This window comes from Streptomyces glaucus, assembly GCF_039533365.1.
Lineage (GTDB): Bacteria > Actinomycetota > Actinomycetes > Streptomycetales > Streptomycetaceae > Streptomyces > Streptomyces glaucus.
In genome coordinates, this window is record NZ_BAAATK010000005.1 from 202528 (window position 1) to 228510 (window position 25983).

Genomic DNA, 25983 nt, shown 5'->3' on the forward strand with positions numbered 1-25983 from the left:
GGGTACCGGAAGCACCCTGGAGCCGCGGGTCCACCGGCTCCGACTCCAGCGCCGGCACGCCGAAGACCGCCTCGTGCACCCGCCGCAGCGGCTCGCCCTCCGCCGGCCGGTCCCGGGCCTCCAGGCCGAGGGCGTACTCGCGGATCGCCAGCGACCGCTTGTGCCGCGGGGACCGGGTGCGCAGCCGGGCCGGGCGGTCCGGGCGCGGGTACTCGGGACCGTAGACGATCCGCAGGTACTCGCGGCCCCGGCACTCGACGCCGGGCTGCACCAGGCGGCCCTGGGCGTCGCGGACCAGCGCGCCGGCCGGCTCGACGACCATGCCCTCACCGCCGCGGCCGGTCATCTCCAGCCGTGCCCCGGCCGCGCCGGACCAGTGCCGCCGCGTCCACCTCCAGCAGCAGCGCCGCCGTGCAGCGCCCGGCGTCCGCCTCGGGGCAGAGGACGTGGGCCGTGCCGCAGGAGGTGGGGAACGCCTGCGCCTTGTCGGGGTGCTTGTGCAGCAGGAAGCCGAGGTCGGTCGCCGGGCTTTCGGGGATCCCGGTGGTACTGATCGCCAGGAACATGACGAATCACCTTTTAAGGTGTTCTCCCCGCGCATACGTGCGACAGGGGGATGGGGCACGAGGACAACGTACCGGGCCCGGCCGGGCATTTTCCGAGGCGGGACCGGCTCCCCGCGGCGGCCCGGGAACGACCGCGCCCCCGGTCCCGCGGGGGACCGGGGGCGCGGGCCGTCCGTCACCGCGGCGGCACGGTCACGACAGCTGGGACTGGACCTGGGAGGAGATCAGTTCCAGGTGGTCCAGGTCGGACAGGTCCAGGATCTGGAGGTAGATGCGCTGGGAGCCGATCTCCTGGTAGCGGCCGATCTTGTCGACGACCTCGGCCGGGGAGCCGGCCAGGCCGTTGAGCTTGAGCTCGTCCACCTCGCGGCCGATCGCGGCGGCACGGCGGGCGACCTCGGCGTCGTCCCGGCCGACGCAGGCGACGAGGGCGTTGGAGTAGGTCAGGGCGTCGGCGGCCCGGCCCGCCTCCTCGGCGGCGGCCCGCACCCGGCCGAACTGGCGCTCGCTGTCCTCGATCGAGGCGAACGGGATGTTGAACTCGTCGGCGTACCGGGCCGCGAGGCGCGGCGTCCGGGTCGCGCCGTGACCGCCGATGAGCACGGGGATCTTCTCCTGCGCGGGCTTGGGCAGCGCGGGCGAGTCCGTGAGGTCGTAGTACGTGCCGTGGAAGTCGAAGGTCTTGCCGACCTCGGTCGCCCACAGGCCCGTGACGATCTCCAGCTGCTCCTCGAGGCGGGCGAACTTCTCCTTCGGGAACGGGATGCCGTACGCCTTGTGCTCCTCCTCGAACCAGCCCGCGCCCAGGCCCAGTTCGACGCGGCCGCCGGACATCTGGTCGACCTGGGCGACCTGGATGGCGAGCACGCCGGGAAGGCGGAAGGTGCCGGCGGTCATCAGCGTGCCGAGGCGGATGCGCTTGGTCTCACGGGCCAGGCCGGCGAGGGTGATCCAGGCGTCGGTGGGGCCGGGGAGGCCGTCCACGGAGCCCATCTTCAGGTAGTGGTCGGAGCGGAAGAAGGCGTCGAAGCCGAGGTCCTCGGTGGCCTTCGCCACGGTGAGCAAGGTGTCGTAGGTGGCGCCCTGCTGGGGCTCGGTGAAGATGCGAAGATCCATGCCTCCATCCTGCACTCTCCCGCGCGGGCGGACGACGCCGGTCCTCCCCTGCGGCCCCTCCGGACCGGCCGGGCGGCCCGCGGCGGGCGCCCCGGCGGGAGGAGACGCCCGCCGGGCGCCGGACGTGCGGGATCAGCCCGCCTCCCGCTGCGCCGGCACCTCCTCCCGGTCCGCCAGTCTCCGCAGCATCTGCAGGACGCGGTCCCTCGACTCGTCCGCCGCGTCGATGGCCTCCACGCACTGCCAGTACGTGCCCTCGTCGTCCGCGGCGCTGGCCAGGGCCACGAGGGCGATGCCGATCTCGCCGAGGAGGCCGTCGAGCCGGGCCAGGGCCTGCTGGGCGTCGCCCAGTTCGGTGAGCTGGGCGGCGCGCAGCTCACCGGGGGCGAGCTCCGGCCGCTCCAGCACCCCGCATCCCCGGCCCGCCAGCTCCGTCAACCCGATCGCCTCGCCGCGCAGTTCGGGCGGGCCCGACACCGCGAGGCGGCTGCCTATCGCCTGCGCGAGGGCCTGCGCCTGCCACACCTCCGCCAGGGTGTGGGGCACGTCACCGCTCGCGGCCAGGGCACGTCTGCTCGTCACGATGAGCCGCACCGCGTCCATCCGCTGTCCCCGTCCGCTCCGACGTGCTCCGCGCGCACGTCCCGCCCGAACCCCGTCACTCACTACCCAGAGTGAGGGCGAGCGGGGCGAAAAGCTAGAGGAAGACGGAAATCTCTGGACAACAAATCGATAGCGGACCTCATTTTGATTACGGAGAGTAGTAACGGACTCGATGGTTCCCTCGTGTTCGGCGGCTGTCCCCCGGTGCGTCACGCGCCGCCGTCCCGCGCGTCCGCTCCCCCTACGCCCCGGGTTCGCCCGCCACCGGGAACCTCCGCTCGTTGCGGTCGATCTTGGCGTCGAGCGCGGCCAGGGGATCGATGCCGAGCACCTCGCACAGCTGGAGCAGATAGGCGAGGACGTCGGCGACCTCGTCGGTGACGCGGTGCGCGGTGCCGGGGTCGTCCATGACGCGCGCCGACTCCTCGGGCGTCAGCCACTGGAAGATCTCGACGAGTTCGGAGGCCTCCACGCTGAGCGCGGCGACGAGGTTCTTCGGGGTGTGGTACGGCTGCCAGTTCCGGGCGGCGGCGAACTCGGCGAGTCTGCGCTGCAGCCGCGTCACGTCCAGGGGTTCGGTCACGGTTCCAGGTGTACCACCGTGACCCCGTCCGTCCCGGCCGCCCACGAGGCGTCGCTCACCGCGCCGACCAGGCGGATGTGCCCGCGTCCGCACATCCGGGCCGCCAGCCGCAGCAGCTGGGCCCGCTGCCGCGGGTCCAGGCCCCGGTCGAAGCCGTCGGCGAGGACGGTCAGGGTCTGCAGGGCGGCGGGCACCTCGCCGGCCGGGTCCACCTCCAGCACCCCGGGGCCGGTGAGCAGCACCAGGGCCAGCGCGACGTAGCGCAGCTCGCCGTAGCCCAGCCGCCGGAAGTCGGTGCGCACCCCGTCGCCCCGGTCGAGCAGCGCGCGGACGGCGCCGCCGGGCAGCGGCTCGGCGAGCACGTCCGCGACGGGACCGGCGCATCCGGCGCGCACCGCGGCGACGAGCTGCGCGTGCCGCCGCCCGCACTCGACGCGGGTGCGCGACAGCACGTCGGCGAGGTTGTCGCAGCCACCGAGCAGCCGCCCGGAGCCGGCCGGAACCGGGTCCCGCATCCGGCCGGGCCGCGGGTCGCAGGCGAAGACGGAACGCAGGGCGACCACCATCTGCTCGGCCGCGGCGAGCACGCGGCGCTGCCCGTCCGTCCTGCCCGCCACCCGCAGCGGCAGCAGCGCGGTGCCGAGCCGGTCGTCCGGCAGCGGGGCGCGGGTCACCGGCGACGACCCGGCCGTGTGCCAGGCGGCCTGCACGCTCCGGCGCGAGGGGTCGCGCAGGGCGGTCTCCAGCAGGACCAGCCCCCCGGACGTCAGCCGCTCCCCCACGATGCGCAGCTCGGGCTCGGCCTGGACGGCGACGTCGAGCCGGACCCGCCCCGCGGGGCCGTCGGCGGTGCAGCCGATGCGGAAGCCGCGGCGGCGCTGGGCGTCGGGCCGGGCCCGCTCGGGCACGCAGGCGGCCGGGTCGGGGAACGCCTCGTCCAGTCCGGCGCCGCCGCCGAGCCGGGCGAGGGCCTCGTAGGCCCGCAGCGCGCCGGACTTGCCGCAGCCGCTGGGCCCGGCGAAGAGGGTCAGGGGCGCCAGCGCGAATCCGGCGCGCCGGTGCCCGGCGAAGGCGGACAGCCGCAGTTCGGTGACGCACGGCCGGTCCGGGCGGCCCTCCCCGCCCCCGGTCGCGGGGGGCGGGGAGGGGTCGGCCGGCACGGAGGACACGGTCATACCCGGACCGTAGGGCGGGCCCCGTCGGGCGAACCGTTTTGCCCCGGGTCCTTCCCACGATCGGGGGACCGGTCACGGCCCGGAGACCGCCGCGCCCTCCATCAGCCCGGTGACCTCGGTCCCGGCCGGGGTCAGCAGGAACACGTTGCGGTCGACGCGGTGCATCCCGCTCGCCAGGCCGAAGACGACGCCCGTGGAGAAGTCCAGGACGCGCTTGGCGACCTCGGTCTCCGCCCCGGTGAGGTCCAGCAGCACCGGGATCCCCGCCATCAGGGTCTCGGCGACCTCACGGGCGTCGGCGAACACATTGACCCGGAGGACGACGAAACGGCGACGGGTCTCCGTCTCGGCGTCCGGCAGGGAGCGGTGGTCGACCGCCGACGGCCAGGCGTCGCGCCCGCGCAACGGAACGACCTGGGCGAGCCCTTCCCACTGTTCATCGGTGACGTCGTGACTGTTCACCGGCTCCCCCCGCTTCGACTCGCCATTACTGCATGCACCAGCCAATTCTTACGCCATGTCACCCGTTCGGCCCAACTGCGACACGGTGCGCGAACGACTCGCCGCGCCCGCCCGTGGCGGCCGAGCGCGGTGCCCGGGCCGCGCGGCCGCCCGGGTGAGGCCGACGGGCAGGCCGGGTTCCCGGGCCGGGCACGGGATATTCGTTCGCCGGCCGCTTTTCCGCCGGAGCCGCGGATGCGTGAATACCCGGACGTCCCGGCCCCCGGTCCCGGTCTTCTGCCGGCGGCCCGTCCGATTCCGTGAGCGGAATTCCCCGGGTGTTCACGGATTCCCGGACGCACGAGAAGCCCCCGCTGATCGCGGGGGCGCTCGCGTTCTTCAGTTATGGAGCATGAGGGTCAGGCGTGCACGTGCCCGCCCCGGTGTCCGCGCCCGTGGCTGCGGCCGGTGAACAGCCGGTACAGCGCAAGGAGGATGACGGACCCGACGATGGCCGCGATCCAGGTGGACAGATCGAAGAAACCGTCGATCGAGTCGACCCCGAAGATCACCTTGCCCAGGAAGCCACCGAGCAGGCCTCCGGCGATACCGATGAGCATGGTGATGATGATTCCGCCCGGGTCCTTGCCCGGCATGAGCGCCTTGGCAATTGCTCCCGCGAGCAGACCGATAACTATCCAAGCGATGATGCCCATGGCAGAATTTCTCCTCGCTGTCGGTTCGCTCATCGTGTTTCCCCGGAACGAACCTCCAAACCGGTGCGGTTTCCCCTGTGTTCGGCCGGCCCGGCAGCGCCCCCGGTACCCGCCGCCGGGAGCGGGGCCGACCCCACGTCGGGGCCGTTCCCGCGTCGAGGCCGGCACCGGGGCGTACGCCGATGTCCTCGGCCGGGGACCGGCGCCGCGGCCGGCCGGACGGGGCTGCCCCGGACCGCTAGGAGAGCTCGGGGGCGTTCCCGTCGAGCGTCCCTCCGCGTTCGTACGCCGCCGAGAACGCGGCGTCGCCCAGAGCGGCCCGTACCGCGGACTCGATGCGGTCCACGTCGCCCCGCTCGCCGTGCGGCAGCGGCGCTCCGACCGACGCGCGCGCCGCGGCCGCCGCGCCGAGCAGGACGGCGGCGTGCTCGTGCCGCCCGGCGAGGGCCCGGGCGCCGGCGAGTCCCTCCCAGGCCAGGGCCACCGCGCGCGGATCGCCGGTGGCGCGGGCCGCCGCCAGCCCTTCCCGGTGCCGGGCGAGCGCCGCCCCGACGTCGCCGCGCAGCTCGGCGACGAAGCCGAGTTCGGCCAGGATCAGGGCGGCGCCGTTCGCCGCGTCGAACTGCCGGTTCCACTCCAGCCAGCGGCTCAGGTACGCCTCGGCGTCGTCGAGCCTGCCCTGCCTGCGCGCGCTCAGGGCCAGGCCGATCTCGGCGAACTCCTCGGCCGGCCGGTCACCCTGCTCGACGGCCAGGCGCCGGCCGCGCTCGTGCAGGTCGTCGGCCCGGGTGTGGTCCCCGCTCAGCAGCGCCATCCGGCCCAGTTCGGACAGGCGCATGGAGGCGTCCGTCCACAGGCCCAGTTCCTCGGCGATGCGCAGCCCCTCGCGGTGCAGCCGGCCCGCCTCCGCGTAGTCGCCCTCGATCTCGGCGACCCGCCCCAGCACCGCCATCGCCTGGAGCTGTCCCCACCGGTCGCCGGCCTCGCGGAACAGCGCGAGGCTCTCCTCGCCGTCCCGGCGTGACGAGCCGAGATCCCCGCACACGTACGTCTGCATGCCGCGCGTGCCCAGCCCCGCGGCGATCCCCCACCGGTCCCCCAGCGCCCGGGACTCGGCGAGTACGCGGTCCAGGAGTTCCTCGCCGACGGCCTGATCGCCGAACCGGGTGACGGCGAAGCCCAGGAACCAGCCGGCTCTGATCCGTTCCCGCGGGTCGCGGATGTCCTCGTACAGGGCGAGCGCGGAGCGGCTGTGTCCCGCGAGCCCGTCCGGGTCGCCGGACAGCAGGCTCGTCCCGGTGCGCCACGCCACCGCCTGGGCGCGGTCGGCGTCGGCGCGGGGGTCGAGGGCGCCCGCCACCTCCAGAGCCCGGGTCAGGGAGCGCCGGGCCTCGCTGAGCCGGCCGCGCAGGAACCAGTACCAGACCATCGCCCGGGCGAGACGCAGCATCAGGCGGCCGTCGCCGTCGGCGGCGGCGCCGTCGAGCGCGGCGCGCACGTTCGCCGTCTCCGCGTCCAGGCGGCGCAGCCACTGCTGCTGCCGCTCGCCGCGCAGGAAGGGGTCGGCGCGCTCGGCCAGGGACGCGTAGTAGTGGGCGTGGGTGCGCCGCACCCGGTCGTACTCGCCGGCCCGCAGCCGCTCCAGGCAGTACGCGGCCACCGATTCGAGGAGCCGGTAGCGCGGCCCGTACGCCTCGTGCGTGACGAACACCAGGGAACGGTCGACGAGACGGGCGAGCAGGTCCAGCACCTCGGCCGGTTTGACGCCGTCCCCGGAGCAGACGGCCTCGGCGGCCTCCAGCGAGCAGCCGTCCGAGTGGATGGCGAGCCGCCGCAGCACCGTCTGCTCGGCCGCCGTCAGCAGCTCCCAGCTCCAGTCGATCATCGCGCGCAGGGTCTGCTGGCGGGCGGGCGCGCCCCGCTGGCCGGTGGTGAGCAGCCGGAACCGGTCGTCGAGGCGCTCGGCCAGCTCGTGCACCCCCAGCACCCGGACGCGGGTCGAGGCCAGCTCCAGGGCGAGCGGTATCCCGTCCAGGCGGCGGCATATCGCGGCCACGGCCACAGCGTTGTCGTCGGTCAGCTCGAAGCCCGGCAGGGTGGCCCGGGCGCGGGCGAGGAACAACCGCACCGCGCTGGAGCGGGCCAGGTCCGCGGCGGACGCGGCCGGGCCGGGCAGGTCCAGCGGCGGGACCGGCCACACGTGTTCACCGGCGACGTCCAGCGGCTCCTGACTCGTGGCGAGGATGCGGACGCCCGGGGCGTGCCGCAGCAGCGCCCGGGCGAGCCCCGCCACGGCCTCGATCACGTGCTCGCAGTTGTCCAGGACGAGCAGCAGACGGCGGCCGCGCAGCGCGTCGGTGAGCCGGTCCAGCAGGGTGTACGGCCGGCCGCCGGGCGGGGAGCCGGAGCCGGTGTCGTCGCGCACGCCGAGCGTGGCCGCCACCAGCTCGGCCAGTTCGTCGCCGGACGGGGCCGTCAGCGCCTGGGTCGCCAGCTCCACCAGCCACACCCCGTCCTGGTGTTCGGGGGCGAGCTGGGCCGCGACCTCCACGGCCAGGCGGGTCTTGCCCACGCCGCCGGGACCGGTCAGGGTGACCAGGCGGCTCGCGCGTACCCGGGCGCGTACCGCGTCGACGGAGTCCGCGCGGCCGATCAGGTCGGTGACGGCCGTCGGCAGGTTGGTGCGGGGGCGGTGGGCCGTGGGGGCGCCGGCACGCACGGCCCGCGCGAGGTCCGGCCCCTCCTGCGCGGACGAGCGCCCCGGCCGTGGCCCGCGCGGATCCGCGCCGACGGGGCCCGGCGGGCGGCGCAGGACGGGGGACTGGCGCAGGATCTCCTGGTGCAGTGCGGTCAGTTCGGGGCTCGGGTCCAGGCCGAGCTCCTCGTTCAGGCGCCGGCGCAGGTCGTGATAGCTGTCCAGGGCCTCGCTCGCCCGGCCCGCGCCGTACAGGGCCCGCATGTGGGCCGCCCGCAGCCGCTCCCGCAGGGGGTGGCGGCTCGTCAGGTCGGCCAGTTCGCCCGCGAGCAGTCCGTGGTCGCCCAGCTCCAGGCGGGCCTCCGCCCGGTCCTCCAGGGCCAGCAGCCGCTGCTCCTCCCACCGGGCGATCGCCGCGCGCGCGAACGGCTCGTCCGCGAAGTCCGCGAACGCGGGGCCCCGCCATAACGCCAGGGCGTCCGTCAGGAGGTCGGCCCGTTCCTTGTGGCCCGCGGCGGTGCGGGCCTGCGCGGTGAGCGCCGCGAACCGGCCGGTGTCCACCGCCTCGCCCGCCACCGCGAGCAGATAGCCGGGGGCGCGGTGGAGCACCGCCTCGGCGGCTCCCGCCCGCGCGAGCACCCGCCGCAGGCGGGAGACCAGGGTCTGCAGGGCGCCCGCGGGATTGGCCGGCGGGGTGGTGCCCCACAGGGCGTCGATCAGCCGGTCGGCGGAGATCACCTGCCCGGGCGCCGTCAGCAGATCCGCCAGCAGAGCGCGGACCTTCGACTCCGGCACCGACACGGGTGCCCCGTCGTCGGACCAGACGGCGAGCGGCCCCAGTACCCCGAAACGCATGGGAGCACCGTAGTACGCCGCCGGTCATCGCCTGGTGTGCGTCCGCCCCCGGCCCGCGGCGCGGCCCGCCGCGGCGGTGGACGCCAGCCCGCCGGACGGGCGTGAAAGCGGATCGAAAGAAGGCTGCAAGGGCCGGCTTCCAGAGTGGGTGGGCGCCGGTGGTCACCGGCGCAGGCACGTACCAGGCACCACATCCGACCAGGGAGTCGAAGATGAGCAGGTTCGAGGGCAAGACGGCGGTCGTCACCGGCGGGACGCACGGGATGGGGCTGGCCATCGTCAAGCAGCTCGTGGACGAAGGGGCCAAGGTCGTCTTCACCGGGCGCAACGAGAAGAAGATCGAAGAGGCGCGCACCGAGGTGAAGTCGGACCGGGCGCACGTCGTGCGCTCGGACGCGGCGAGCATGGCGGACATCCGCGCCCTGGCCGACTTCGCGCAGGAGAAGCTCGGCCGGATCGACTACCTGTTCGTCAACCACGGCCTCGCCGAGGTGCAGACCCTCGAGGAGGTGACCGAGGAGGCCTGGGACCGGGCCTTCGCCATCAACACCAAGGGCGCCTTCTTCACCGTGCAGAGCCTCTCGCCGCTCCTCAACGACGGCGGCGCGATCGTCTTCACCACCGTCGCCAACGACCTGATCTTCCCCGGCCTGAGCGCCTACGCCGGCTCCAAGGACGCGGTGCGCGCCTTCGCCCACGTCCTCGCCGCCGAGTTCCTGCCCCGCAGGATCCGCGTGAACGCCGTGGCCCCCGGCTACATCAAGACCCCGACCATGGGCGTCCCGGGCATGACCGCCGATGAGCGCGAGGAGTTCGAGAAGCAGGGCGGCGAGACCACGCCGCTCAAGCGCATGGGCACGGTGGAGGAGGTCGCCGCCGCCGCGCTGTTCCTGGCCGCCGACGCCACGTTCACCACCAACGTCGAGTTCCCCGTCGACGGCGGCTTCGCCCAGGGCCTGACGGGCGCCGCGCACTGATCGCCGTTTGAAGCACTCACCCCCACGAAGAGACACCGCCGCCCCCGCACCGGCGGGGGCGGCGGCTCCCCCTTGACCTGGCAAGGGGCCCACGAGCACCAGCACGGAAAGGTCACCTGCGATGTCTACGAGTGTCGATCCCGGTGGGACGAGAGCCGGGCGGCGGGAGTGGATCGGGCTCGCCATGCTGGCGCTGCCCAGCATCCTGCTGTCCCTGGATGTGACGCTGCTGCACCTGGCGGTGCCGCACCTGGGCGCGGCCCTGGCGCCGAGCAGCACCGAAATGCTGTGGATCATCGACATCTACGCGTTCATGATCGCCGGGTTCCTGGTCACGGCCGGCACCCTCGGCGACCGCATCGGCCGGCGCAGGCTGCTGCTGAGCGGCGGTTTCGCCTTCGGCGTCGCCTCCGTGCTCGCCGCGTACGCGAACAGCCCGGAGATGCTGATCGCCGCCCGGGCCCTGCTCGGTGTCGCGGGCGCCACCCTCATGCCGTCCACGCTCGCCCTGATCAGCAACATGTTCCAGGACGCCAAGCAGCGGGGCACCGCCATCGGCATCTGGGCCGCGAGTTTCTCGGTCGGCATCGCGCTCGGCCCGGTCGTCGGCGGGCTCATGCTGGAAGTGTTCTGGTGGGGTTCGGTGTTCCTGCTCGCCGTGCCCGTCATGGTGCTGCTGCTGGTGACCGGGCCCGTGCTGCTGCCGGAGTACAAGGACGAGAACGCCGGCCGCATCGACCTGGCCAGCGTCGTGCTGTCGCTCCTCGCCATCCTGCCGGTCGTCTACGGCGTCAAGGAGATCGCCAAGCACGGCCCTCAGGCGGGGTCGGTCGTCGCCATCGTCGTCGGCGTGGTCTTCGGCCACGTCTTCTCGCGGCGCCAGCTCCGCCTGGACGACCCGATGCTGGACCTGAGCCTGTTCCGCTCCCGCGCCTTCAGCGTCGCCCTGGGCGTGATGCTGTTCGCCGCCGTCGCCATGGGCGGCATCTACCTCTTCGTCACCCAGTACCTGCAGATGGTCGCCGACCTGTCGCCGCTGCGCGCGGGCCTGTGGCTGCTGCCCGCCGCCGGGCTCCTCATCACCTCGTCGATGCTGGCTCCCATCGCCGCGCGCCGCATCCGCCCCGGCAACGTCACCGCGATCGGCCTGATCCTGTCCGCCATCGGGTACGTGGTCCTCACCCAGGCCGACCCCGGGGACCACGGTCTCGCGTACGTCCTGGTCGGCTTCGGCTTCATCTACACCGGCATCGGCCCCGTCATGGGCCTGAGCGTCTCCCTCATCGTGGGCTCCGCGCCGCCCGAGAAGGCCGGCGCCGCCTCCGCCCTGCAACAGACCAGCAGCGACTTCGGCCTCGCCGTCGGCATCGCCGCGCTCGGCAGCCTCGGCACCGCCATCTACCGCAACGACGTCGCCGGCAACCTGCCGGCGGACACCCCGGCCGCCGTCGCCGAGGCGAGCCGCGACACCCTGGCCCGCGCGCTCGACGCCACCGCGGACCTGCCGGGCTCCACGGCCGACGGGATCATCACGCCCGCCCGGGAGGCCTTCGCGTCAGGACTCAACGGCGTGGCGCTGGTGGGCGCGGTCCTGCTCACCGCCATGACGGTGCTCGCGCTGACCATGCTGCGGCATGTGCCGCCCACCGGCGCGGCCGCCCGGAAGGGGCCGGCCGACGGATCCCCCGCCGAGGCCACCGCCCCCGCCGCCGGACAGGAGGCTCCGGCAGCGGCCCTGTAGCGGCTGCGGCCCGCCGCCCGGGGCCTTCGACCGGCCCCGGACGGCGGGCCGTTCCCCCGCCCGACTTCCCCGACCGATCCGGAACCTGGGAGTACGACGTGACTCATCCCGCCCCCGGCCGCCGTGGCGTGCGCGCCCTGACGCGCCTGGCCACCGCGGCGATCGCCGCCGCACTGACCCTCTCGGTCGCGGCACCGGCCGCGTCCGCCACGCCCCGCGTGCCGCCGCACGCCCCGCAGTTCCCGCTGACCGCGGTGGACCGGGCCGGTGACGTGTACGTGTACCGGCCCGACGGCAAGGGCGACCTGACGCCCCGTGAGTTCGTGCTCGGCGGCTGGCAGACCCACCTCGGCACCACCCACGTCGACCACGACCGCGACGGGCTCGCCGAGGGCGCCTACGGGCAGCGCGCCGACGGCAGCCTTTCTACGTGACCGACGAGGGCGAGAGCCCGCTGGAAGGCCGGTGGGGGCAGTACGACCAGCTGCGGCCCCTCGGGCCGCGGGTGCCCGTCGGCGCCGGCCCCGACTGGAATGAGTACCGGATGCTGTTCTGACCTTCCCCGCCGCGTCGGCGCCGAAGGCCCTCTTGACAGGGCGGCGTCGGCGCGAACTCGCCGCCATGGGCCTCCAGGTGGTGCTCCTGGAGGCCCGCGACCGCATCGGCGGCCGCATCCACACCGACACGTTCGCGGGGCGGTCCATGGACCTCGGCGGCAGCTGGGTGAGCCCCGATCACCGCCTCGTCGCGAGTGAGCTGCGGCCCTACGGCATCACGACGGTGCCCGAGGTCGCCGACACCACGTCCGTGATGCCGGCCGACACGGGTTTCCAGACGCTGTCGGCGAGCGAGGCCAACGGCCGTACGGCCGAGCTGTACACGAAGTTCTTCGCGGGTTCGGAGCAGTGCATTCGAGCGCCCCGAGAAGCAGAAGATGCTGGCCGGAACCGGCGTGCAGCTCCGGCTCGACTCACCGGCCGCCTCCGTCACCCGGAACTCCGGGGGCGTCCAGGTGGACCAGGAGCGGGCAGGTCTTCAACGTCTCGACCGTGGTCGTGGCGGTGCCGGTCAGCGTGTGGCCGACGATCCAGTTCAACCCCGGCCTGCCCACCGTGCACGCGCAGGCGGCCCGGGAGGGCGTGGGCGTCTCGTTCGGCAGCAAGCTGTGGATCCATCTCGCCGGCAGCGTCGACCCCGTGTACGGCCAGGGGCTGGAGTCCTCGCCGATCGCCATGCTGATGCCGGAGGCCGCGCTCCCCGGCGGCGGCCGGATGATGATCGCCTTCCCGGGCCCGTCGCTCGGCGTGTCGGACAAGGCGGCGGTCCGGAACGCCGTCCGCACCTTCATACCCGGCGCCGGCGGGGCGGCGGGCCGAGGGCCGTGCCCGCCCGCCGGCCGGGCACGTCACCGCGTCACCGGATCCCCCGTCGACCGGAACGACCGTGCCGGTGAGGAAGGGACAGCGGTCGCTCAGCAGCCAGGCCACCGCGGCCGCGATCTCCTCCGGCTCCGCCGTACGGCCCTGCGGCGTCATGGAGTTGACCAAGTCTCCAGTCCGGGATTGCGTGCGAACCAGTCATCGGTGATCTCGCTGCGGGTGGTGCCGGGAGCCACCGCGTCGACCCTGATGCCGTGTCTGGCGTATTCGTCGGCGGCGGCCCGGGTGAGGCCGACGACCGCGTGCTTGGACGCGACGTAGGGGGCTGCGGTGGGGATGGCGACGAGGCCGCCGACGCTGCTGTTGTCGACGATGGCGCCCCCGTGTTTCAGCATCGCGGCGATCTCGGCCCGTAAGCGGTTGAAGGCGCCGCGCGCGTTGGTGTCCATGAGAGTGTCGTAGACCTCGTCGGACATCTCGTGCAACGGGGTGCGGTCGCCGCCTGTCCCGGCACTGTTGAAGGCCGCGTCGGGACGACCGTATCTGCCGGCCGCCGACGCCACCATTCCGGCGGCGTCCTCGGCCGAGGTGACGTCGGCGACCACGTACGCCGCCTCGGCTCCCTTGTCCCGCAACTCGTCGACCAGCGCGGCCAGCCGCTCCTCCCTGCGGGCGGCGGGGACGACCGCGGCGCCCTCCTGGGCGAACACCCGCGCCGCCGCCGCGCCGATACCACTGCGCGCACCGGTGACCAGGGCGACTTCTCCATGGAGAAGACCGTTGCTGGAAAAAGTTTTGTTCGTGGGAGCAGTCTTTCAGGGTGGGCCCGCCCGGTGGTGATCGGCGGGTGATCGGGGGTGACCCGGAAACTCGCGACCACCGTCGCACGACCGTGTGCCCGCGGCCCGTCGAAAGCGTGCGGGCGCATGCGGTTCCGGTGCCCCGAGGAGCGCAGGCGTCCCCGGGGCGACGCCGGAGCCCGTCCGGCCGGGACGAGCGGACGGGCTCCGGGGCCCGTGCCGCACCCGCGGTGAGCGGTTACGACGCCTTCGGGTCCTGGAACAGCTCGATCATGGCCGCGTAGCTGTTGTCGCCGTGGCCCTTGTCGAGGGCGCGTTTGACCAGGGCGTGGACGAAGGCGGGCAGCTCGGTGCTGACCCCTTGCGTCTCGCTCTCGTGGAGCAGGTGCTCGATCGAGGCGAAGTGGGTCGACAGCTTGGCGTCGTTCGCCGGGTACTCGGCGTCCCCGGCGTCGATCTGGCCCGCGTAGTCGGTGGCGAAGAGCTTGACCGCGTCGAGCCACGAAGTGGCCCAGGGCAGGAAGGCCGTGGCGTCGATGCCGGCGCTCTTGAGCAGTGCCGCGCCGTGGACGAAGCTGTTCAGGGTGCCCCACATGACGCCGAGCAGCGCGACGTCGTACAGCACCGCGAGACCGGGATCCTCGCCCACGTAGGTGGTGCGGCCGCCGAGCAGCCTCAGCGTGGCCTCGTGCTTCTCGAACGCGCTCGCCGAGCCGCTGTAGAAGAGCACGGCCTCGTCGCCGCCGATCATCGCCGGAACGGCCATGATGGCACCGTCGAGGTATGCGGCGCCCCGCTCCGAGGCCCAGGTCTCCGTCTCACGGGCCTGCTCCGAGGAGCCGGAGGTCAGGTTGGCGAGCACCCGGCCGGACAGGGCACCGTCCAGGGGGTCGAGGACCTCGTGCATCGCGTCGTAGGTCGTCAGGCAGACGACGACGAGCTCGCCGGCGGTCACCGCCTCCGCCGCGGTGGGCGCGAGCACAGCTCCTTCCCGGACGAGATCGGCCGCCTTTTCGGGGGTGCGGTTCCAGACGGTCGTCGGGTGACCGGCGCGGAGAAATGCGGCGGCTAATGCCTGCCCCATGAGCCCCAGGCCGATGACCGTGACCGGAGAGCGGTCGTTGCCCGCCATTACAGCTCCTCTTTGTTTCCAGGAGAGCCGGGCGCCGGGTGTTGCGCACTTCGACTCTCCATATGATTCGTCACAACGCGTCGAAACCGCCGAGCAGGAGTGATCCTCACTCCTTTCCGCCCGGCGGCGACGCGTCAAGACTTTCAGGATCGGGCCAGGGGGGTCAAGTAGTTATTTCCGGGCGGCCGTCTACCCATGGGTAGGCGTCGTGGCGCGATTTCGACGAAATCCGGGCGCGCTGATTCCGGAACACGGAAGCGGGTAAATACGCCGTTCCGGATGCGACGCAGGCGCGTATGAATTCCGGGAGACAAGAACACGGCCCCACGGCGAGTTTCTGATGCGGCGCACGGGCCGCGTCGCCCGTGCTCTTCCGCCGGCGGGCGGGCCGGTGACCGCTCTCCGCCCGGTCGTCGGCTGCCGGTGCTCGCCGGAGGGCACCGTCCCGTGGTGGGCGGCGCCGTAGGAGCGGAGCTCGTCCGCGGCGGCCGGCCGCAGGCCGCACGCGTCCTCTTCGTCGGGCGCCGAAGGGGACGCCGGGCAGCAGCCCTGCCCCGCCGGTTCCGCACGAGAACGCTCCCGCACCACTTCGAACGCCTGGCCGTCCGCTGTCCTCCGGTAGGTTGCGACGGGGCACGCGGTCTTCGTCGAAGGAAATAAGACTTGAGCAGGTTGGAAGCGGTCGAGATACCTCGGTCCCTGGCGGTGTCGTACGCCGGAGGCTTCGGCGAGGAGGGGAGGGCCTGGATCGCCGGACTGCCGGCCCTCGCTGCGGAATTCCTGGACCGCTGGGAGCTGAAACGGGACGGCGCGGTCCGGGCGGGGGAATCCTCGCTGGTGCTGCCGGTGCTGCGTAGGCACGGCACGCGCGCGGTCCTCAAACTGCAGATGCCCAGGGAGGAGACCACTGCCGCACTCATCGGGCTGCGCACCTGGAACGGCGAGGGAATGGTGCGGCTGCTCGATCACGATCCCGAAAGCAGCACCATGCTCCTGGAGCGGCTGGACGCTGCCCGCACGCTGGCCTCGATCGAGGACGACGACACTGCGATGGGCATCCTCGCCGGGCTTCAGGCCCGGCTGGTCCGTGTCCCTGCGCCGCAGGGACTGCGCAGCCTCGGCGACATCGCCACCGAGATGCTGGAAAAGGTTCCCGAAGCGGTCGCGGCTCTGGCTGACCCGGCGGACCGGCGACTCCTGCGCGGCTGGGCGTCCGCGGTGAACGAGCTGGTCGGCGAGCCCGGAGACCGGATCCTGCATTGGGATCTGCACTACGGCAACGTTCTCGCCGCGCAGCGTGAGCCGTGGCTCGCCATCGATCCCGAGCCGCTCGCCGGGGACCCCGGCTTCGACCTCTGGCCCGCCCTGGACAGCAGGTGGGACGATCTCGTCACGAGGGGGGACGCACTGCGCGTGGTGCGGCGCCGCTTCGACCTGCTCACCGAGGCCCTCGGCCTGGACCGCGCACGCGCGACCGGCTGGACGCTCGGGCGGCTGCTGCAGAACTCGCTGTGGGACATCGAGGACGGCGAGACCGCTCTCGCGTCGTCCTCCGTCGCGATCGCGGAGGCGCTGCTCAACCGATGATCCCGCGTTTTCGAGGATGAGGATCTGCGGCCGGGCGTTCGTTCCTGCCGAGCAGCCGGACCGTCCCGCCCGTCGGACGCGGCCGGCGGATCTCCACGCAGATCTCGACAAGGTCGTGTCTCGGGCACTGGGAACCGCTGACGGAACGAGGGGCGGTCGACTCGGCGTGGTCCGACGGCGCCGTGTGTCGTACTGGCGTCATTGCCGCAGAGAGTGAACCCGGAACGGCGGTTCCTCCGGGCAGTGGAGTCCCCGCGGGACGCGGACGTACGATTCCGGCACCGTCATGGGAGCGGGCACGGTGGACGTTCCGCGGCCGCCCTCCAGGGTGAGCGGGCTGAGCTGTGGGTGGCCGATCGGGGCGGTGAGGACGAGGTCGCCCTCGGTGCCGTTGATCTCCCAGCGGAAGTTGGTTCCCCGGGACGTGCCTCCGCGGTGGTGGAAGGTGGCCACCGCTCCGCCCGGCAGCCGTCCCGAGGCCACCACCTGGTCCGCGGCGGTCATCGGCACGGGCTGTCCGCTCTCGGCGTCCACGACCGACGTACGCCTCGACACCAGGTGGATCCGCAGTTCCTCGGGCTCCCCCAGGACCGACGCGAGTCCGTCGAGAGCGTGGCCGAAGGGGACCGTCAGCAGCGTCGTGCCGTTCGCCGCGTCGAGCACATGGTGATCGCCGGGACCGACGGTGGCACCCCGAGCGCCGCCGGAGCCGACGACCGTCGTGGACAGCACCTCCCCCACGTAGCCGTCGGCCACGAGATGCCGCGCGCAGGCGAGCGCCGGGTGCGACCGCGCCTGGAGTCCGACGACGGTCGGCACGGCACGGCCGCGCGCCAGCCGCGCCATGTCCTCGGCCTCCGCGAGCCCGTTGCCCAGCGGCCACTCGCACAGCACGCTCTTGCCGGCGCTCAGCGCCGTCCGCACCAGTTCCCGGTGGTGCGGCACCTTCACCGCCACGACCACCAGGTCCACCTCGTCGCAGGCCACCAGTGCGGGCCTCTCCGAACCGGACCTGACGATCCGCGCCCAGCTGAACAAGGCGGGGGGCCGTGCGCCGGAGCGAGCTCGCCGCGTCGCTCGGCTGGGACCGCACCCGCCTCTCCCACCAGCTCACCCGTATGAGCAAGCGTCAGCTCGTCACCGTGAACGCGCCGGCGGTGTCGTCGTCGCCCTCACCGACACCGGACGCCGGGCCGTCACCGCCGTGCACCCCGGCCTTGACGCCGCGGTACGCCGCCACTTCACCGACAAGCTCTCCGCGCAGGAGATCGAAACACTGAGCTCCGTTCTCCGCCGGCTGTAGCCACCGGACCACGAAGCCGACAGGCCGCACGGGCACGATCACCGGCCCCGGCCGGGACGCCGGCGGAGCGCACGGGCCGCGACAACGGCACCGGGGCGGGAGGGACCCCGGCCGCCGCACGGCCGGGGTCCCTGGAGGCGGCGGGTGTCGGTCAGCGGGTGGAATCGCGCACGCCGTGAACCGCTCGCCCGCGTGCCTGCGGACCGCCCCGCATCACGTCACCGCGGGACGGGAAGGTCAGCGGCGCAGGGTGAGGACACCCGGCCGCCACGGCAGTCGGTTGTAGTCGCCGCCCGCGGTGGGGGACTTGCCCTGGTAGAGGAACTGCAGGTTGCAGGGGTCGACGGTCATGGTCTGGTCGGGGTTGTCGCGGACCAGGTCACCGTGGCTGATGTCGTTGGTCCAGGTGGCGCCGCTGTTGGCCTTGCCCGCGAAGGGGTTGCTCTCGGTGGCGGCCTGCGGGGTCCACGTGCCGTTCAGGCTGGAGGCGGTGAAGGAGCGGAAGTAGCGCCCGTTCGCGCCCATCGCCTCGACGATCATGAGGTACTGGTTCTGGCCCTTGACCTTGTAGACCTGTACGCCCTCGAAGAGGTTGGCCTTGGTGTCGCTCATGATCGTCGTGTACGACGAGCCGAAGTTGCCCGGGAAGTTCCCGATCGGCATGCTCGCCCGGTAGATCTTGCCGTTGTCACCGGCGAAGAACAGGTACATGTTCTGGCCGTCGGCGATCAGGGTCTGGTCGATCGGGCCGGTGTCGGAGCCGGAGATGCTCCCGGTGAACAGCGGCTGCGGAGCGGACCAGCCGTTGGGGTCGGTGGGGTCGCTCGACGTGCGGTAGATGAAGGGCCACGCACCCCACTGGTACGCCAGCACCCAGATGTTCTTGGGCGCGAAGTAGAACAGCGTGGGCGCCACCGCGGCCTGGTTCATCCCGGTCTGGCGGGCCGACGCCATGTCCGACCAGTTCGTGAAGGGGCTGAACATCATCGAGCCGTACGTCGATCCCGACACGTTCGACGCGTAGACGAGGTGCTTGCCGTTGTGCTTCACGACGGTGAAGTCCTTCACCGCGGCCCACCCGTTCGCCGGCTGCGCCAGCACGCCCGTCGACGACCACCGGTACGTCGACGGCAGGGAACAGGTGCCGTCCGTCGGCGGCGTCCCGGTCAGGCCGGTCCACTTCTGGTTGCTGCCGCCGTTGCACGTCCCGATCTGCACCGCCGTGCCGTTGGCCGTGCCGGCGCCCGCGGTCTCCAGGCACAGCCCGGACTCCACGCCGACGACCGTGCCGTCGGAGTTGACCCGCCACTGCTGGTTCGCACCGCCGGAGCAGGTCCAGATCTGCACCCGGGTGCCGGACGCGGTGGCGTGGCCCGGAACGTCCAGGCACGTGTTGCCGTACACGGTGAGCTGGTTGCCGTCCGTCAGCGTCCACTGCTGGTTGGTCCCGCCCCAGCAGTCGTGGATCTGCAGATACGTGCCGTTGGTCTGGCTGGCGCCCGGCACATCGAGGCACCGGTTCGAACCGACACCGCGCAAGGCGCCGGTGGAAGCCGCCTGAGCCGGGGTGGCGACGAGCATCGCCGCCAACGCGGCCAGGACCGCGACCGCGGCGGCGAGCGCCGCAGACGAATGCCTGCGACTGGAACTTCCTCTGTGCATGGGGACTTCCTCAACCTCGAGTGGGCGGTTCCGGTCGGCCTCGTCCGAGACCGACCGGACTGTCGGTGCAGTGCGGTGCGCGGCGGCTCGCGAGCGCCGCGGCGGGCCGCTTGCGGCTTCCCGGTCCTTCGCGGCCTTCGGAAAGACCGGTGGCGCCCGGCGACTTGGGCGGCACGGACGCCAGGGGCGGGGGTTCGGACGGCCGGGCGCCCGGGTGGCACGGCGGAGGAGGGCAACGACAAGAGATTGGCGAGGCCATGACATACGCATGCGGCACGGCTCCTTGCGGCTCTGCGTCGGGGCGCTGCGACCCGGAGTTGCCCTGCTGCGTGAGGGAGCGACTCGATGTGTTCGCAGTATCGAACAAAGGTCGAAGTGTCGAGCAACCTGAATGATAGGGAACCGAGGAACGGCGTCAACACCTCTCGCACGTATCGCTGTCGACGTCGAAACATTCGTGGGAATCCGCACACGGAACGTCACATCCGCACACCAATCCCGGCTCCGCCCCTACGATGCCCGCCGGCCACGGCACCCGAAGTCCACCACCCGCCTTGCCGCAACCTCGAAAGTTTCGAAGAGAGAACAGAAACTTTTTCCGCGAGGAGTATTGACGATGCATCGTCAACACCTCAATCATTCCTGTCTGAGAAACCGGCCGTAGCCAGATATTTCGAGCCGCACCACCTCTGGCAGTCCGTGCCGCACGGCAGGTTCACGCACCACCGCACCACGCATCCCCGCACCGAAACACCTGCGCCACCCCGTTTCGTTCCGGTGAGGTTCGCACCCGCGCATCCTGGCTCTTCCACGGTGGGAGAGGTACGCGACGCCGCGTGGTGGTCCCCCGGCCGAGCCGCGACGGAGTACCCCCGTGCCTGTGTCGAAGACCGTCCCGTCCCATGACCGCGGTTCCGGTGATTTCCGTGCGGTCCGGGCTCCGGACCGCTCCCCTCCGTCCGCCGAAGGGAGCGGACGACGCACTCCCCGCACCTCAGTCCTTCCGTGATCTCTACTTTGGAGGCACAGTCATGGGCTCACACGCCCTTCCCAGACCCGTTGTCCGCCGGAAGCTCCGCGGCCTGCTGCTGACGCTGATCGTCGGCATCCTCGGTACGGTCGTCGCACTGGTCGCGCCGCCGGGAGCGCACGCCGCCGAGAGCACGCTCGGCGCCGCGGCGGCGCAGAGCGGCCGCTACTTCGGCACCGCCATCGCCTCGGGCAAGCTGAGCGACTCGACGTACACGACGATCGCGAACCGTGAGTTCAACTCGGTGACGGCCGAGAACGAGATGAAGATCGACGCCACCGAACCGCAGCGGGGCCAGTTCAACTTCACCGCCGCCGACCGCGTCTACAACTGGGCGGTGCAGAACGGCAAGCAGGTGCGCGGCCACACCCTGGCCTGGCACTCCCAGCAGCCCGGCTGGATGCAGAACCTCAGCGGCAGCCAGCTGCGCCAGGCGATGATCGACCACATCAACGGCGTGATGGCCCACTACAAGGGCAAGATCGCCCAGTGGGACGTCGTGAACGAGGCCTTCGCCGACGGCAGTTCGGGCGCCCGGCGCGACTCCAACCTGCAGCGCACCGGCAACGACTGGATCGAGGTCGCCTTCCGCACCGCGCGCGCGGCGGACCCGTCCGCCAAGCTCTGCTACAACGACTACAACGTCGAGAACTGGACCTGGGCCAAGACCCAGGCCATGTACGCCATGGTCCGGGACTTCAAGCAGCGCGGCGTGCCGATCGACTGCGTCGGCTTCCAGTCGCACTTCAACAGCGGCAGCCCCTACAACAGCAACTTCCGCACCACCCTGCAGAACTTCGCCGCCCTCGGCGTCGACGTGGCCATCACCGAACTCGACATCCAGGGCGCCCCGGCCTCGACCTACGCCAGCGTGGTCAACGACTGCCTGGCCGTTCCGCGCTGCCTCGGCATCACCGTCTGGGGGGTGCGCGACACCGACTCCTGGCGGTCCGGGGACACGCCGCTGCTGTTCAACGGCGACGGCAGCAAGAAGCCCGCCTACACCGCCGTCCTCAACGCGCTCAACGGCGGCTCCACCACGCCCCCCGCGGATGCCGGACAGATCAAGGGCGTCGGTTCGGGCCGCTGCCTGGACGTGCCCAACGCCAGCACCACCGACGGCACCCAGGTCCAGCTGTGGGACTGCGGCAACGGCACCAACCAGCAGTGGACGTACACCGACGCAGGTGAGCTCAGGGTCTACGGCAACAAGTGCCTGGACGCCGCCGGCACCGGCAACGGCGCCAAGGTCCAGATCTACAGCTGCTGGGGCGGCGACAACCAGAAGTGGCGCCTCAACTCCGACGGATCCATCGTCGGCGTCCAGTCCGGCCTCTGCCTCGACGCCGTCGGCGCCGGCACCGCCAACGGCACCCTGATCCAGCTCTACTCCTGCTCGAACGGCAGCAACCAGCGCTGGACCCGCACCTGAGGGACCTGCCGCACCCGACAGGGCGCATCGATGACGGCCCACGGTGCGGCTTCTCCCGCCCCTTCGGGCGGACATCGTCGACGGTCCCGGGGCGCCGCCGTGGTGGCGGCGCCCCTCGCATCGGCATGCTCGCCGCAGTGGATCCGCCGCCCGCCGAGGCGGCGACGGTGGACATCCCCGCCTGGTCGGCCGACCCGCGCGCCGTAGGCGGTGGACGCGCCGGAGGCGTCCACCGCCTTGCCGGCATCGCCTCGGCAGGCAGGCCAGGCCGGTGCTCCGGGTGGGGCGGAACCGGCGGGACCGCCCGGGCGGACACCGCGTGACAGCGGGGGCACCGGTCCGAGCCGGTGCCTGCGCGCACGGCGGCGGCCTCCGGAGCGGCCACGAGAGCATGGTCGCAAGCGAGCCTGCGGGAACGGGCCGAGGCCACCAGCCACAGCCCGCCGCCCTTCCCGGGAGCCGGTAGTCCACCAGCTGGCCGGTGACGTCCGCTGTCTCGGCCGCGCCCGGTTCGGCGGCGTACCAGGTGCCGGGCAGCAGGACGTGTCCGGCCCGGGTGTCGGCCGGCACGTCCGCAAGTTCGCGGGAGGCGAGGGTGGCGCTCACGCGGTTGCGACGACTGTTGCGGCAGGTGAGCCGGTGACAGCGGTCATCCCGCAGGCCATGTCCTGCGCGGTACGCAACGAGCACGTCCTCCCGGCAGCGCTCGTCCGCCTTTCCCGCACCGGCACCCGCCCCCGGCACGGCGCCGGGAACAGCTCCAAGGAGCCGCACGAGCAGGGATGCGGACGTGCCGGGAGGCCAGGAGGTCCTGTTCCGGGGAGGGTCACAGGTCCGGACGGATCTTGCCGCCGATATGGGCGAGGCGGATCGTCCGTTCCTCCGGGACCAGCCGGAAGTGGATGCGGCCGGCACCCGGGGTGAACCGGGCGTGCAGGTCGAAAGTGCGTGTTTCGCCGTCCAGATCGGTGAAACGGCACACGCGTTTGCGGGTCTCGCCCTCCGGGCTGACCTTGGTCCGCCACTCGGGCTCGGCCCTGGTTGCCGGGTCCCACGCGGCGACGGCTTCCTCCAGCCGCTCCAGGCTTCTGCGCACGGGGACGACCCAGTGCGGGTTCAACCCGCTGAGCTGGTCCTCCACGCGCGGCAGGAAGGTCAGGTGCGGGTAGAGGTCGGCCCGGTTGTCCCAGATGCGCAGGCCGGTGGTGACGCCTTCCCGGCGCGACTTCCGGATCCAGTCCAGGTGACTGTCGAGATGCGGCTCGGCAGACAGGTGCCGGACCTCGACGGTGTCCTCCCGCGTCTCCAGCGTGCCGTCGTCGTCCTCGACGAGTTCGCTGCGCTCCAGGGTGACGCGGTCGGACTGCCACTGCCGGGCCACCGGGAGGCTGACGGCGATGCCGTCCATGAAGTGCGCGGCGCCCAGACCGAGGGCGGCCTCACCGTCGTGGCGGTATTCGAGATGGTCGGCGGCGTCCTCCGTCGGGAACACGCTCCGCATCGGAGATCTGCTCTGCAAGCCGCGCAGGCGCTGCCACAGGGCGCGGTTGCGCGGAGCGGCGCCGATCCATTTGTTGACCGGATAGCCCTCGGCGATCTCCAAAGCCTTGACGTCCACCTCGCTCACCAGCGCCGTACCGTTTCCGCCCGCCGCCGCGGCGGCACGTACGGCGTCCACGAAGTCGGCCATGGCCCGCTCGGCCCGCGCCGGGTCGCAGGCCGTGCCCCAGGACTTCTCGTTCAGGAACAGCAGTGGCACGCTTTCCTCCCCCTGTGTCAGCCCGTGCCGTCAGTCCAGCAGCTGGTCGAGCGAGTTCTCCCACTCGTCGAAGAAGCCCTCGGGCCATTGTTCGAGCATGCCGTCCTTGTCGATGCGGGGAGTGACGACCTCGGCTCCCGTTCCATTGCCGCTGAAGTAGTGCACGACCGTGTCCTGCGGCTGGAGGACACCCCGCTTCACGGCGATACGGACACCGTTGAGCACATGGTCGCTGTGCGTCTCGACGATCAGTTGGGCGCCGGTGGCGGCGGCCGCGGAGAGCAGTGCGGCCATTCTGCTCTGCCCCTTGGGGTGCAGGTGGGCTTCAGGGTTCTCCAGCAGGATCAGGCTCTCGGGCGTCGCGGTGAGGCAGGCGACCACGACGGGCAGCGCGTAGGTGAGGCCGAAGCCGACGTTGGTGGGGCGACGGCGGCGGGTGGCGTTGATGCCGGCGGTGCCGCCGAAGCCGTAGGAGAGGCGGACCGAGTCGGTGCCTTCGACGGGGTCGGTCTCGATGTTGACGCCGGGACACAGCTCCTGCATCCAGGCGATCGTCTGGTCCAGGAGCTGGGCCGAGGTGGCGCCGCGATGACGGAGCGGACCGTCGGGCACCTCCGTGGGTACGTCCTGATCCGTGTGGTGGCGCAGATAGTTGACCGTGTGCTCGCCCCGCACGCCGAGGAATCCGCGTGCGACGGCGATCTGGTGGGAGCGGGGATAGGTGACCGCCGGGGTGATCCGGTCGGCGTGCAGGTACTGGAAGGGCTGCTCGGCCAGGTGCGCACGGACGGACCCCTCCGCCAGGGGCATGACGTCCCGGTCGGGATGACGGATGTCGTAGGCGGCCAGCCACGCGCGCTGCTCGCCGTCCTCCTCGACGACGAAGCCGACGAGCGGCTCGTCGACGGCGGGGAACTCCTCCACGGGCCCGAAGTCCTCGTGCAGGACGTCCTGGGCGGTCCCCAGGGCCACGAGGTCTCCGTTGAGCAGCAGCCCTCCCCCGGCCCGCTTGGTCCGGGTGAGCATCTGCGTCTCGTACGACTGCCGCAGCAGCCCCAGCGCCTGCAACACGCTGCTCTTGCCGGAGGAGTTGAGGCCGGTGAGGAGCGTCAGCGGGCCGAGGGGGAGTTCCAGGCGCCGGAACGCCTTGAAGTTGATCAGCTGGATGTGGTTGATCACTGCTCGGCGGCTCCCCGTGCCTCGCTGAGCGCTTTCTCGAACAGGTCCTTGACGGCGTCGAACCGCTTCCGCACCTTCCTGGCGTCGCCGGTGCCCACGGAGATGGCGCGTTCGAACTCCGCGTCCTCCATGAGCTCCGCGAAGGCGTCGAGGACATCGGTCTGCCGCAGTGCCTCGCGGTCGTCGTCGCCGAGGCCGGCGAGGTTGACGGCGACCGCCTCGAAGAGCGCCTTGTTGATGGGTGACTTGCGCTGCTGGTTGCGGCGGTACTTCCGGAAGGCGTGCGAACCGAAGATCTCCTCGGCCGCGAGCATCGCGGTGAGGAACTCGCCCCGCAACCGGTCCTCTTCCGCGCTGTCGAGGCGGTTCACCTGGTGCATCGCCTCGGCGAGGAACGCGTCGAAGTCACCGGGCCTGTACGCGTGCGGGGAGGTCATCCGGAACGCCAGGAAGCGCAGAACCATTTCCCGGTCGGCCATCCGGTCGCCGACGACGCTGTAGCCGGTGGCCCGCCGGAATTCCTCGGTCTCCGCGAGTTCCGCGAGGAGTGTGCGGGCCCGCCCGGAGATGAGCGCGTGCCGGATCTCCTGCCGGGTGAGGGGCTCGCCTCCGGTGTTGATGCGCGCGAAGACGTTGAACATGACCGGCTCGGGGGTGCCGCGCCGGATGACGTGGACGACGACTTCGGTCTCGCGCAGCCGGATCTGGAGCTTTCCGGAGAGGTTGGCGAAGCCCGCCTCCTCGAAGTTGCGCAGGTACTCCAGGCCCGTCAGCTTCAGCGGGTCGGCGCCGACCGTCTCCGGCTCCACGAAACGGGCGATGGAGGTCAGGCGCTGGATGCCGTCGACGATGGCCCAACTGCCGTCCTTCTTCTCCGCGGCGTAGAAGGACGGGATGGGAATGCGCAGCAGCAGCGACTCGATGAGCCGGCTCTGCTTGCCCTCGGTCCAGATGCCCGCCTTGCGCTGGAAGTCCGGGGCGAGGTCGATCATGTCGTTGCGCAGCCGGGACAGCAGCAGATCGACGGTGGTCGTCCGGGTGTCGATGTCGATGTGCTCGGGGTCGAAGGGAGAGGTGATCTGTTCGATCACCACATCATCGGCCTCCTCGCGTTCGATGTCGGTCGGCCGGCCGTCAGCGGTGACCTCCACGGAGAACCGCGGCGCATCGGTCTCCCCCGCATCGGCTGCCGCGTCCTGATACCGCTCGAACACCGATCGTTGGTCCCGGGTTCGTCCCTGGCTCTCCTCCA

21 protein-coding genes and 4 pseudogenes are annotated in these 25983 nt (G+C 72.2%); 7 read left to right on the plus strand and 18 right to left on the minus strand.

Going from position 1 to position 25983, the window contains the following annotated elements:
- Window positions 1-19: 19 nt before the first annotated feature.
- The 9 genes and pseudogenes from ABD363_RS06075 to ABD363_RS06115 all read right to left on the minus strand — a co-directional run.
- Window positions 20-352 (minus strand): annotated as a pseudogene (locus ABD363_RS06075) (polynucleotide kinase-phosphatase); the annotation flags it as partial.
- A pseudogene (locus ABD363_RS06080) lies at window positions 336-566 on the minus strand (3' terminal RNA ribose 2'-O-methyltransferase Hen1); the annotation flags it as partial. The pseudogenes ABD363_RS06080 and ABD363_RS06075, both read right to left, overlap by 17 nt.
- 192 nt (window positions 567-758) lie before the next feature.
- Window positions 759-1682 carry an LLM class F420-dependent oxidoreductase gene (locus tag ABD363_RS06085; protein WP_344600365.1) on the minus strand — a complete coding sequence of 308 codons (924 nt, stop codon included), beginning with the start codon at window positions 1680-1682 and terminating at the stop codon, window positions 759-761.
- 132 nt (window positions 1683-1814) lie between these two features.
- Window positions 1815-2285 carry a DUF6099 family protein gene (locus ABD363_RS06090; RefSeq protein WP_344600366.1) on the minus strand — a complete coding sequence of 157 codons (471 nt, stop codon included), beginning with the start codon at window positions 2283-2285 and terminating at the stop codon, window positions 1815-1817.
- Window positions 2286-2526: 241 nt separating this feature from the next.
- Window positions 2527-2868: a nucleotide pyrophosphohydrolase gene (locus ABD363_RS06095; protein WP_344600368.1), complete on the minus strand. Its 342-nt coding sequence runs from the start codon at window positions 2866-2868 to the stop codon at window positions 2527-2529.
- Window positions 2865-4043: an AAA family ATPase gene (locus ABD363_RS06100; protein WP_344600370.1), complete on the minus strand. Its 1179-nt coding sequence runs from the start codon at window positions 4041-4043 to the stop codon at window positions 2865-2867. Before ABD363_RS06100 ends, ABD363_RS06095 begins: the two co-directional genes overlap by 4 nt.
- A gap of 72 nt (window positions 4044-4115) precedes the next feature.
- A complete protein-coding gene (locus ABD363_RS06105) occupies window positions 4116-4505 on the minus strand; it encodes a cell division protein SepF (RefSeq protein ID WP_344600372.1) in 390 nt (129 codons plus the stop codon).
- 398 nt (window positions 4506-4903) lie between these two features.
- The gene (locus ABD363_RS06110; protein WP_344600374.1) at window positions 4904-5200 is read right to left on the minus strand and encodes a GlsB/YeaQ/YmgE family stress response membrane protein; all 297 of its coding nucleotides are present in this window, start codon (window positions 5198-5200) and stop codon (window positions 4904-4906) included.
- A 238-nt stretch (window positions 5201-5438) separates the two neighbouring features.
- Window positions 5439-8750, minus strand: a complete 3312-nt coding sequence (locus ABD363_RS06115) for an AfsR/SARP family transcriptional regulator (protein ID WP_344600376.1) — start codon at window positions 8748-8750, stop codon at window positions 5439-5441.
- Window positions 8751-8962: 212 nt separating this feature from the next.
- On the opposite strand from ABD363_RS06115, the gene ABD363_RS06120 reads away from it, so the two are divergent.
- The 5 genes and pseudogenes from ABD363_RS06120 to ABD363_RS32580 all read left to right on the plus strand — a co-directional run.
- The gene (locus ABD363_RS06120) at window positions 8963-9727 is read left to right on the plus strand and encodes an SDR family oxidoreductase (RefSeq protein ID WP_344600378.1); all 765 of its coding nucleotides are present in this window, start codon (window positions 8963-8965) and stop codon (window positions 9725-9727) included.
- A gap of 121 nt (window positions 9728-9848) precedes the next feature.
- The gene (locus tag ABD363_RS06125; RefSeq protein WP_344600379.1) at window positions 9849-11468 is read left to right on the plus strand and encodes an MFS transporter; all 1620 of its coding nucleotides are present in this window, start codon (window positions 9849-9851) and stop codon (window positions 11466-11468) included.
- A 98-nt stretch (window positions 11469-11566) separates the two neighbouring features.
- A complete protein-coding gene (locus ABD363_RS06130; RefSeq protein WP_344600381.1) occupies window positions 11567-11902 on the plus strand; it encodes a hypothetical protein in 336 nt (111 codons plus the stop codon).
- Window positions 11899-12024: a hypothetical protein gene (locus ABD363_RS06135; RefSeq protein WP_344600383.1), complete on the plus strand. Its 126-nt coding sequence runs from the start codon at window positions 11899-11901 to the stop codon at window positions 12022-12024. Before ABD363_RS06130 ends, ABD363_RS06135 begins: the two co-directional genes overlap by 4 nt.
- 65 nt (window positions 12025-12089) lie before the next feature.
- Window positions 12090-12212: pseudogene (locus ABD363_RS32580) on the plus strand (FAD-dependent oxidoreductase); the annotation flags it as partial.
- 20 nt (window positions 12213-12232) lie between these two features.
- Here ABD363_RS32580 and ABD363_RS06140 read toward each other — a convergent pair.
- From ABD363_RS06140 to ABD363_RS06155, 4 genes and pseudogenes are all read right to left on the minus strand, one after another.
- On the minus strand, window positions 12233-12379 hold the full coding sequence (locus ABD363_RS06140) for a hypothetical protein (protein ID WP_344600385.1): 147 nt from the start codon (window positions 12377-12379) through the stop codon (window positions 12233-12235).
- Between the two features lie 59 nt (window positions 12380-12438).
- On the minus strand, window positions 12439-12783 hold the full coding sequence (locus tag ABD363_RS06145) for a hypothetical protein (RefSeq protein ID WP_344600445.1): 345 nt from the start codon (window positions 12781-12783) through the stop codon (window positions 12439-12441).
- Window positions 12784-12889: 106 nt separating this feature from the next.
- Window positions 12890-13602: pseudogene (locus ABD363_RS06150) on the minus strand (SDR family NAD(P)-dependent oxidoreductase); the annotation flags it as partial.
- 283 nt (window positions 13603-13885) lie between these two features.
- Window positions 13886-14779, minus strand: a complete 894-nt coding sequence (locus tag ABD363_RS06155) for an NAD(P)-dependent oxidoreductase (protein WP_344600387.1) — start codon at window positions 14777-14779, stop codon at window positions 13886-13888.
- A 663-nt stretch (window positions 14780-15442) separates the two neighbouring features.
- Between ABD363_RS06155 and ABD363_RS06160 the strand changes: the two genes are divergently transcribed.
- Window positions 15443-16366, plus strand: coding sequence for an APH(6)-I family aminoglycoside O-phosphotransferase (locus ABD363_RS06160; RefSeq protein WP_344600389.1), 924 nt, complete (start codon window positions 15443-15445; stop codon window positions 16364-16366).
- Window positions 16367-16564: 198 nt separating this feature from the next.
- Here ABD363_RS06160 and ABD363_RS06165 read toward each other — a convergent pair whose 3' ends face one another.
- Together ABD363_RS06165 and ABD363_RS06170 are read right to left on the minus strand one after the other, a co-directional pair.
- The gene (locus tag ABD363_RS06165; RefSeq protein ID WP_344600391.1) at window positions 16565-17404 is read right to left on the minus strand and encodes a Gfo/Idh/MocA family protein; all 840 of its coding nucleotides are present in this window, start codon (window positions 17402-17404) and stop codon (window positions 16565-16567) included.
- 502 nt (window positions 17405-17906) lie between these two features.
- Window positions 17907-19331, minus strand: a complete 1425-nt coding sequence (locus ABD363_RS06170) for a non-reducing end alpha-L-arabinofuranosidase family hydrolase (RefSeq protein ID WP_344600393.1) — start codon at window positions 19329-19331, stop codon at window positions 17907-17909.
- 1031 nt (window positions 19332-20362) lie between these two features.
- On the opposite strand from ABD363_RS06170, the gene ABD363_RS06175 reads away from it, so the two are divergent.
- A complete protein-coding gene (locus ABD363_RS06175) occupies window positions 20363-21793 on the plus strand; it encodes an endo-1,4-beta-xylanase (RefSeq protein ID WP_344600394.1) in 1431 nt (476 codons plus the stop codon).
- A gap of 826 nt (window positions 21794-22619) precedes the next feature.
- Here ABD363_RS06175 and ABD363_RS06180 read toward each other — a convergent pair.
- The 3 genes from ABD363_RS06180 to ABD363_RS06190 are packed head-to-tail and all read right to left on the minus strand — an operon-like array spanning window position 22620 to window position 25945.
- Window positions 22620-23552, minus strand: a complete 933-nt coding sequence (locus ABD363_RS06180; protein ID WP_344600396.1) for a hypothetical protein — start codon at window positions 23550-23552, stop codon at window positions 22620-22622.
- Window positions 23553-23582: 30 nt separating this feature from the next.
- Complete coding sequence (locus ABD363_RS06185) at window positions 23583-24731, minus strand: AAA family ATPase (protein WP_344600398.1); 1149 nt, start codon at window positions 24729-24731, stop codon at window positions 23583-23585.
- The gene (locus ABD363_RS06190; RefSeq protein ID WP_344600400.1) at window positions 24728-25945 is read right to left on the minus strand and encodes a GmrSD restriction endonuclease domain-containing protein; all 1218 of its coding nucleotides are present in this window, start codon (window positions 25943-25945) and stop codon (window positions 24728-24730) included. The genes ABD363_RS06185 and ABD363_RS06190 overlap by 4 nt, the downstream gene beginning before the upstream one ends.
- Window positions 25946-25983: the final 38 nt, after the last annotated feature.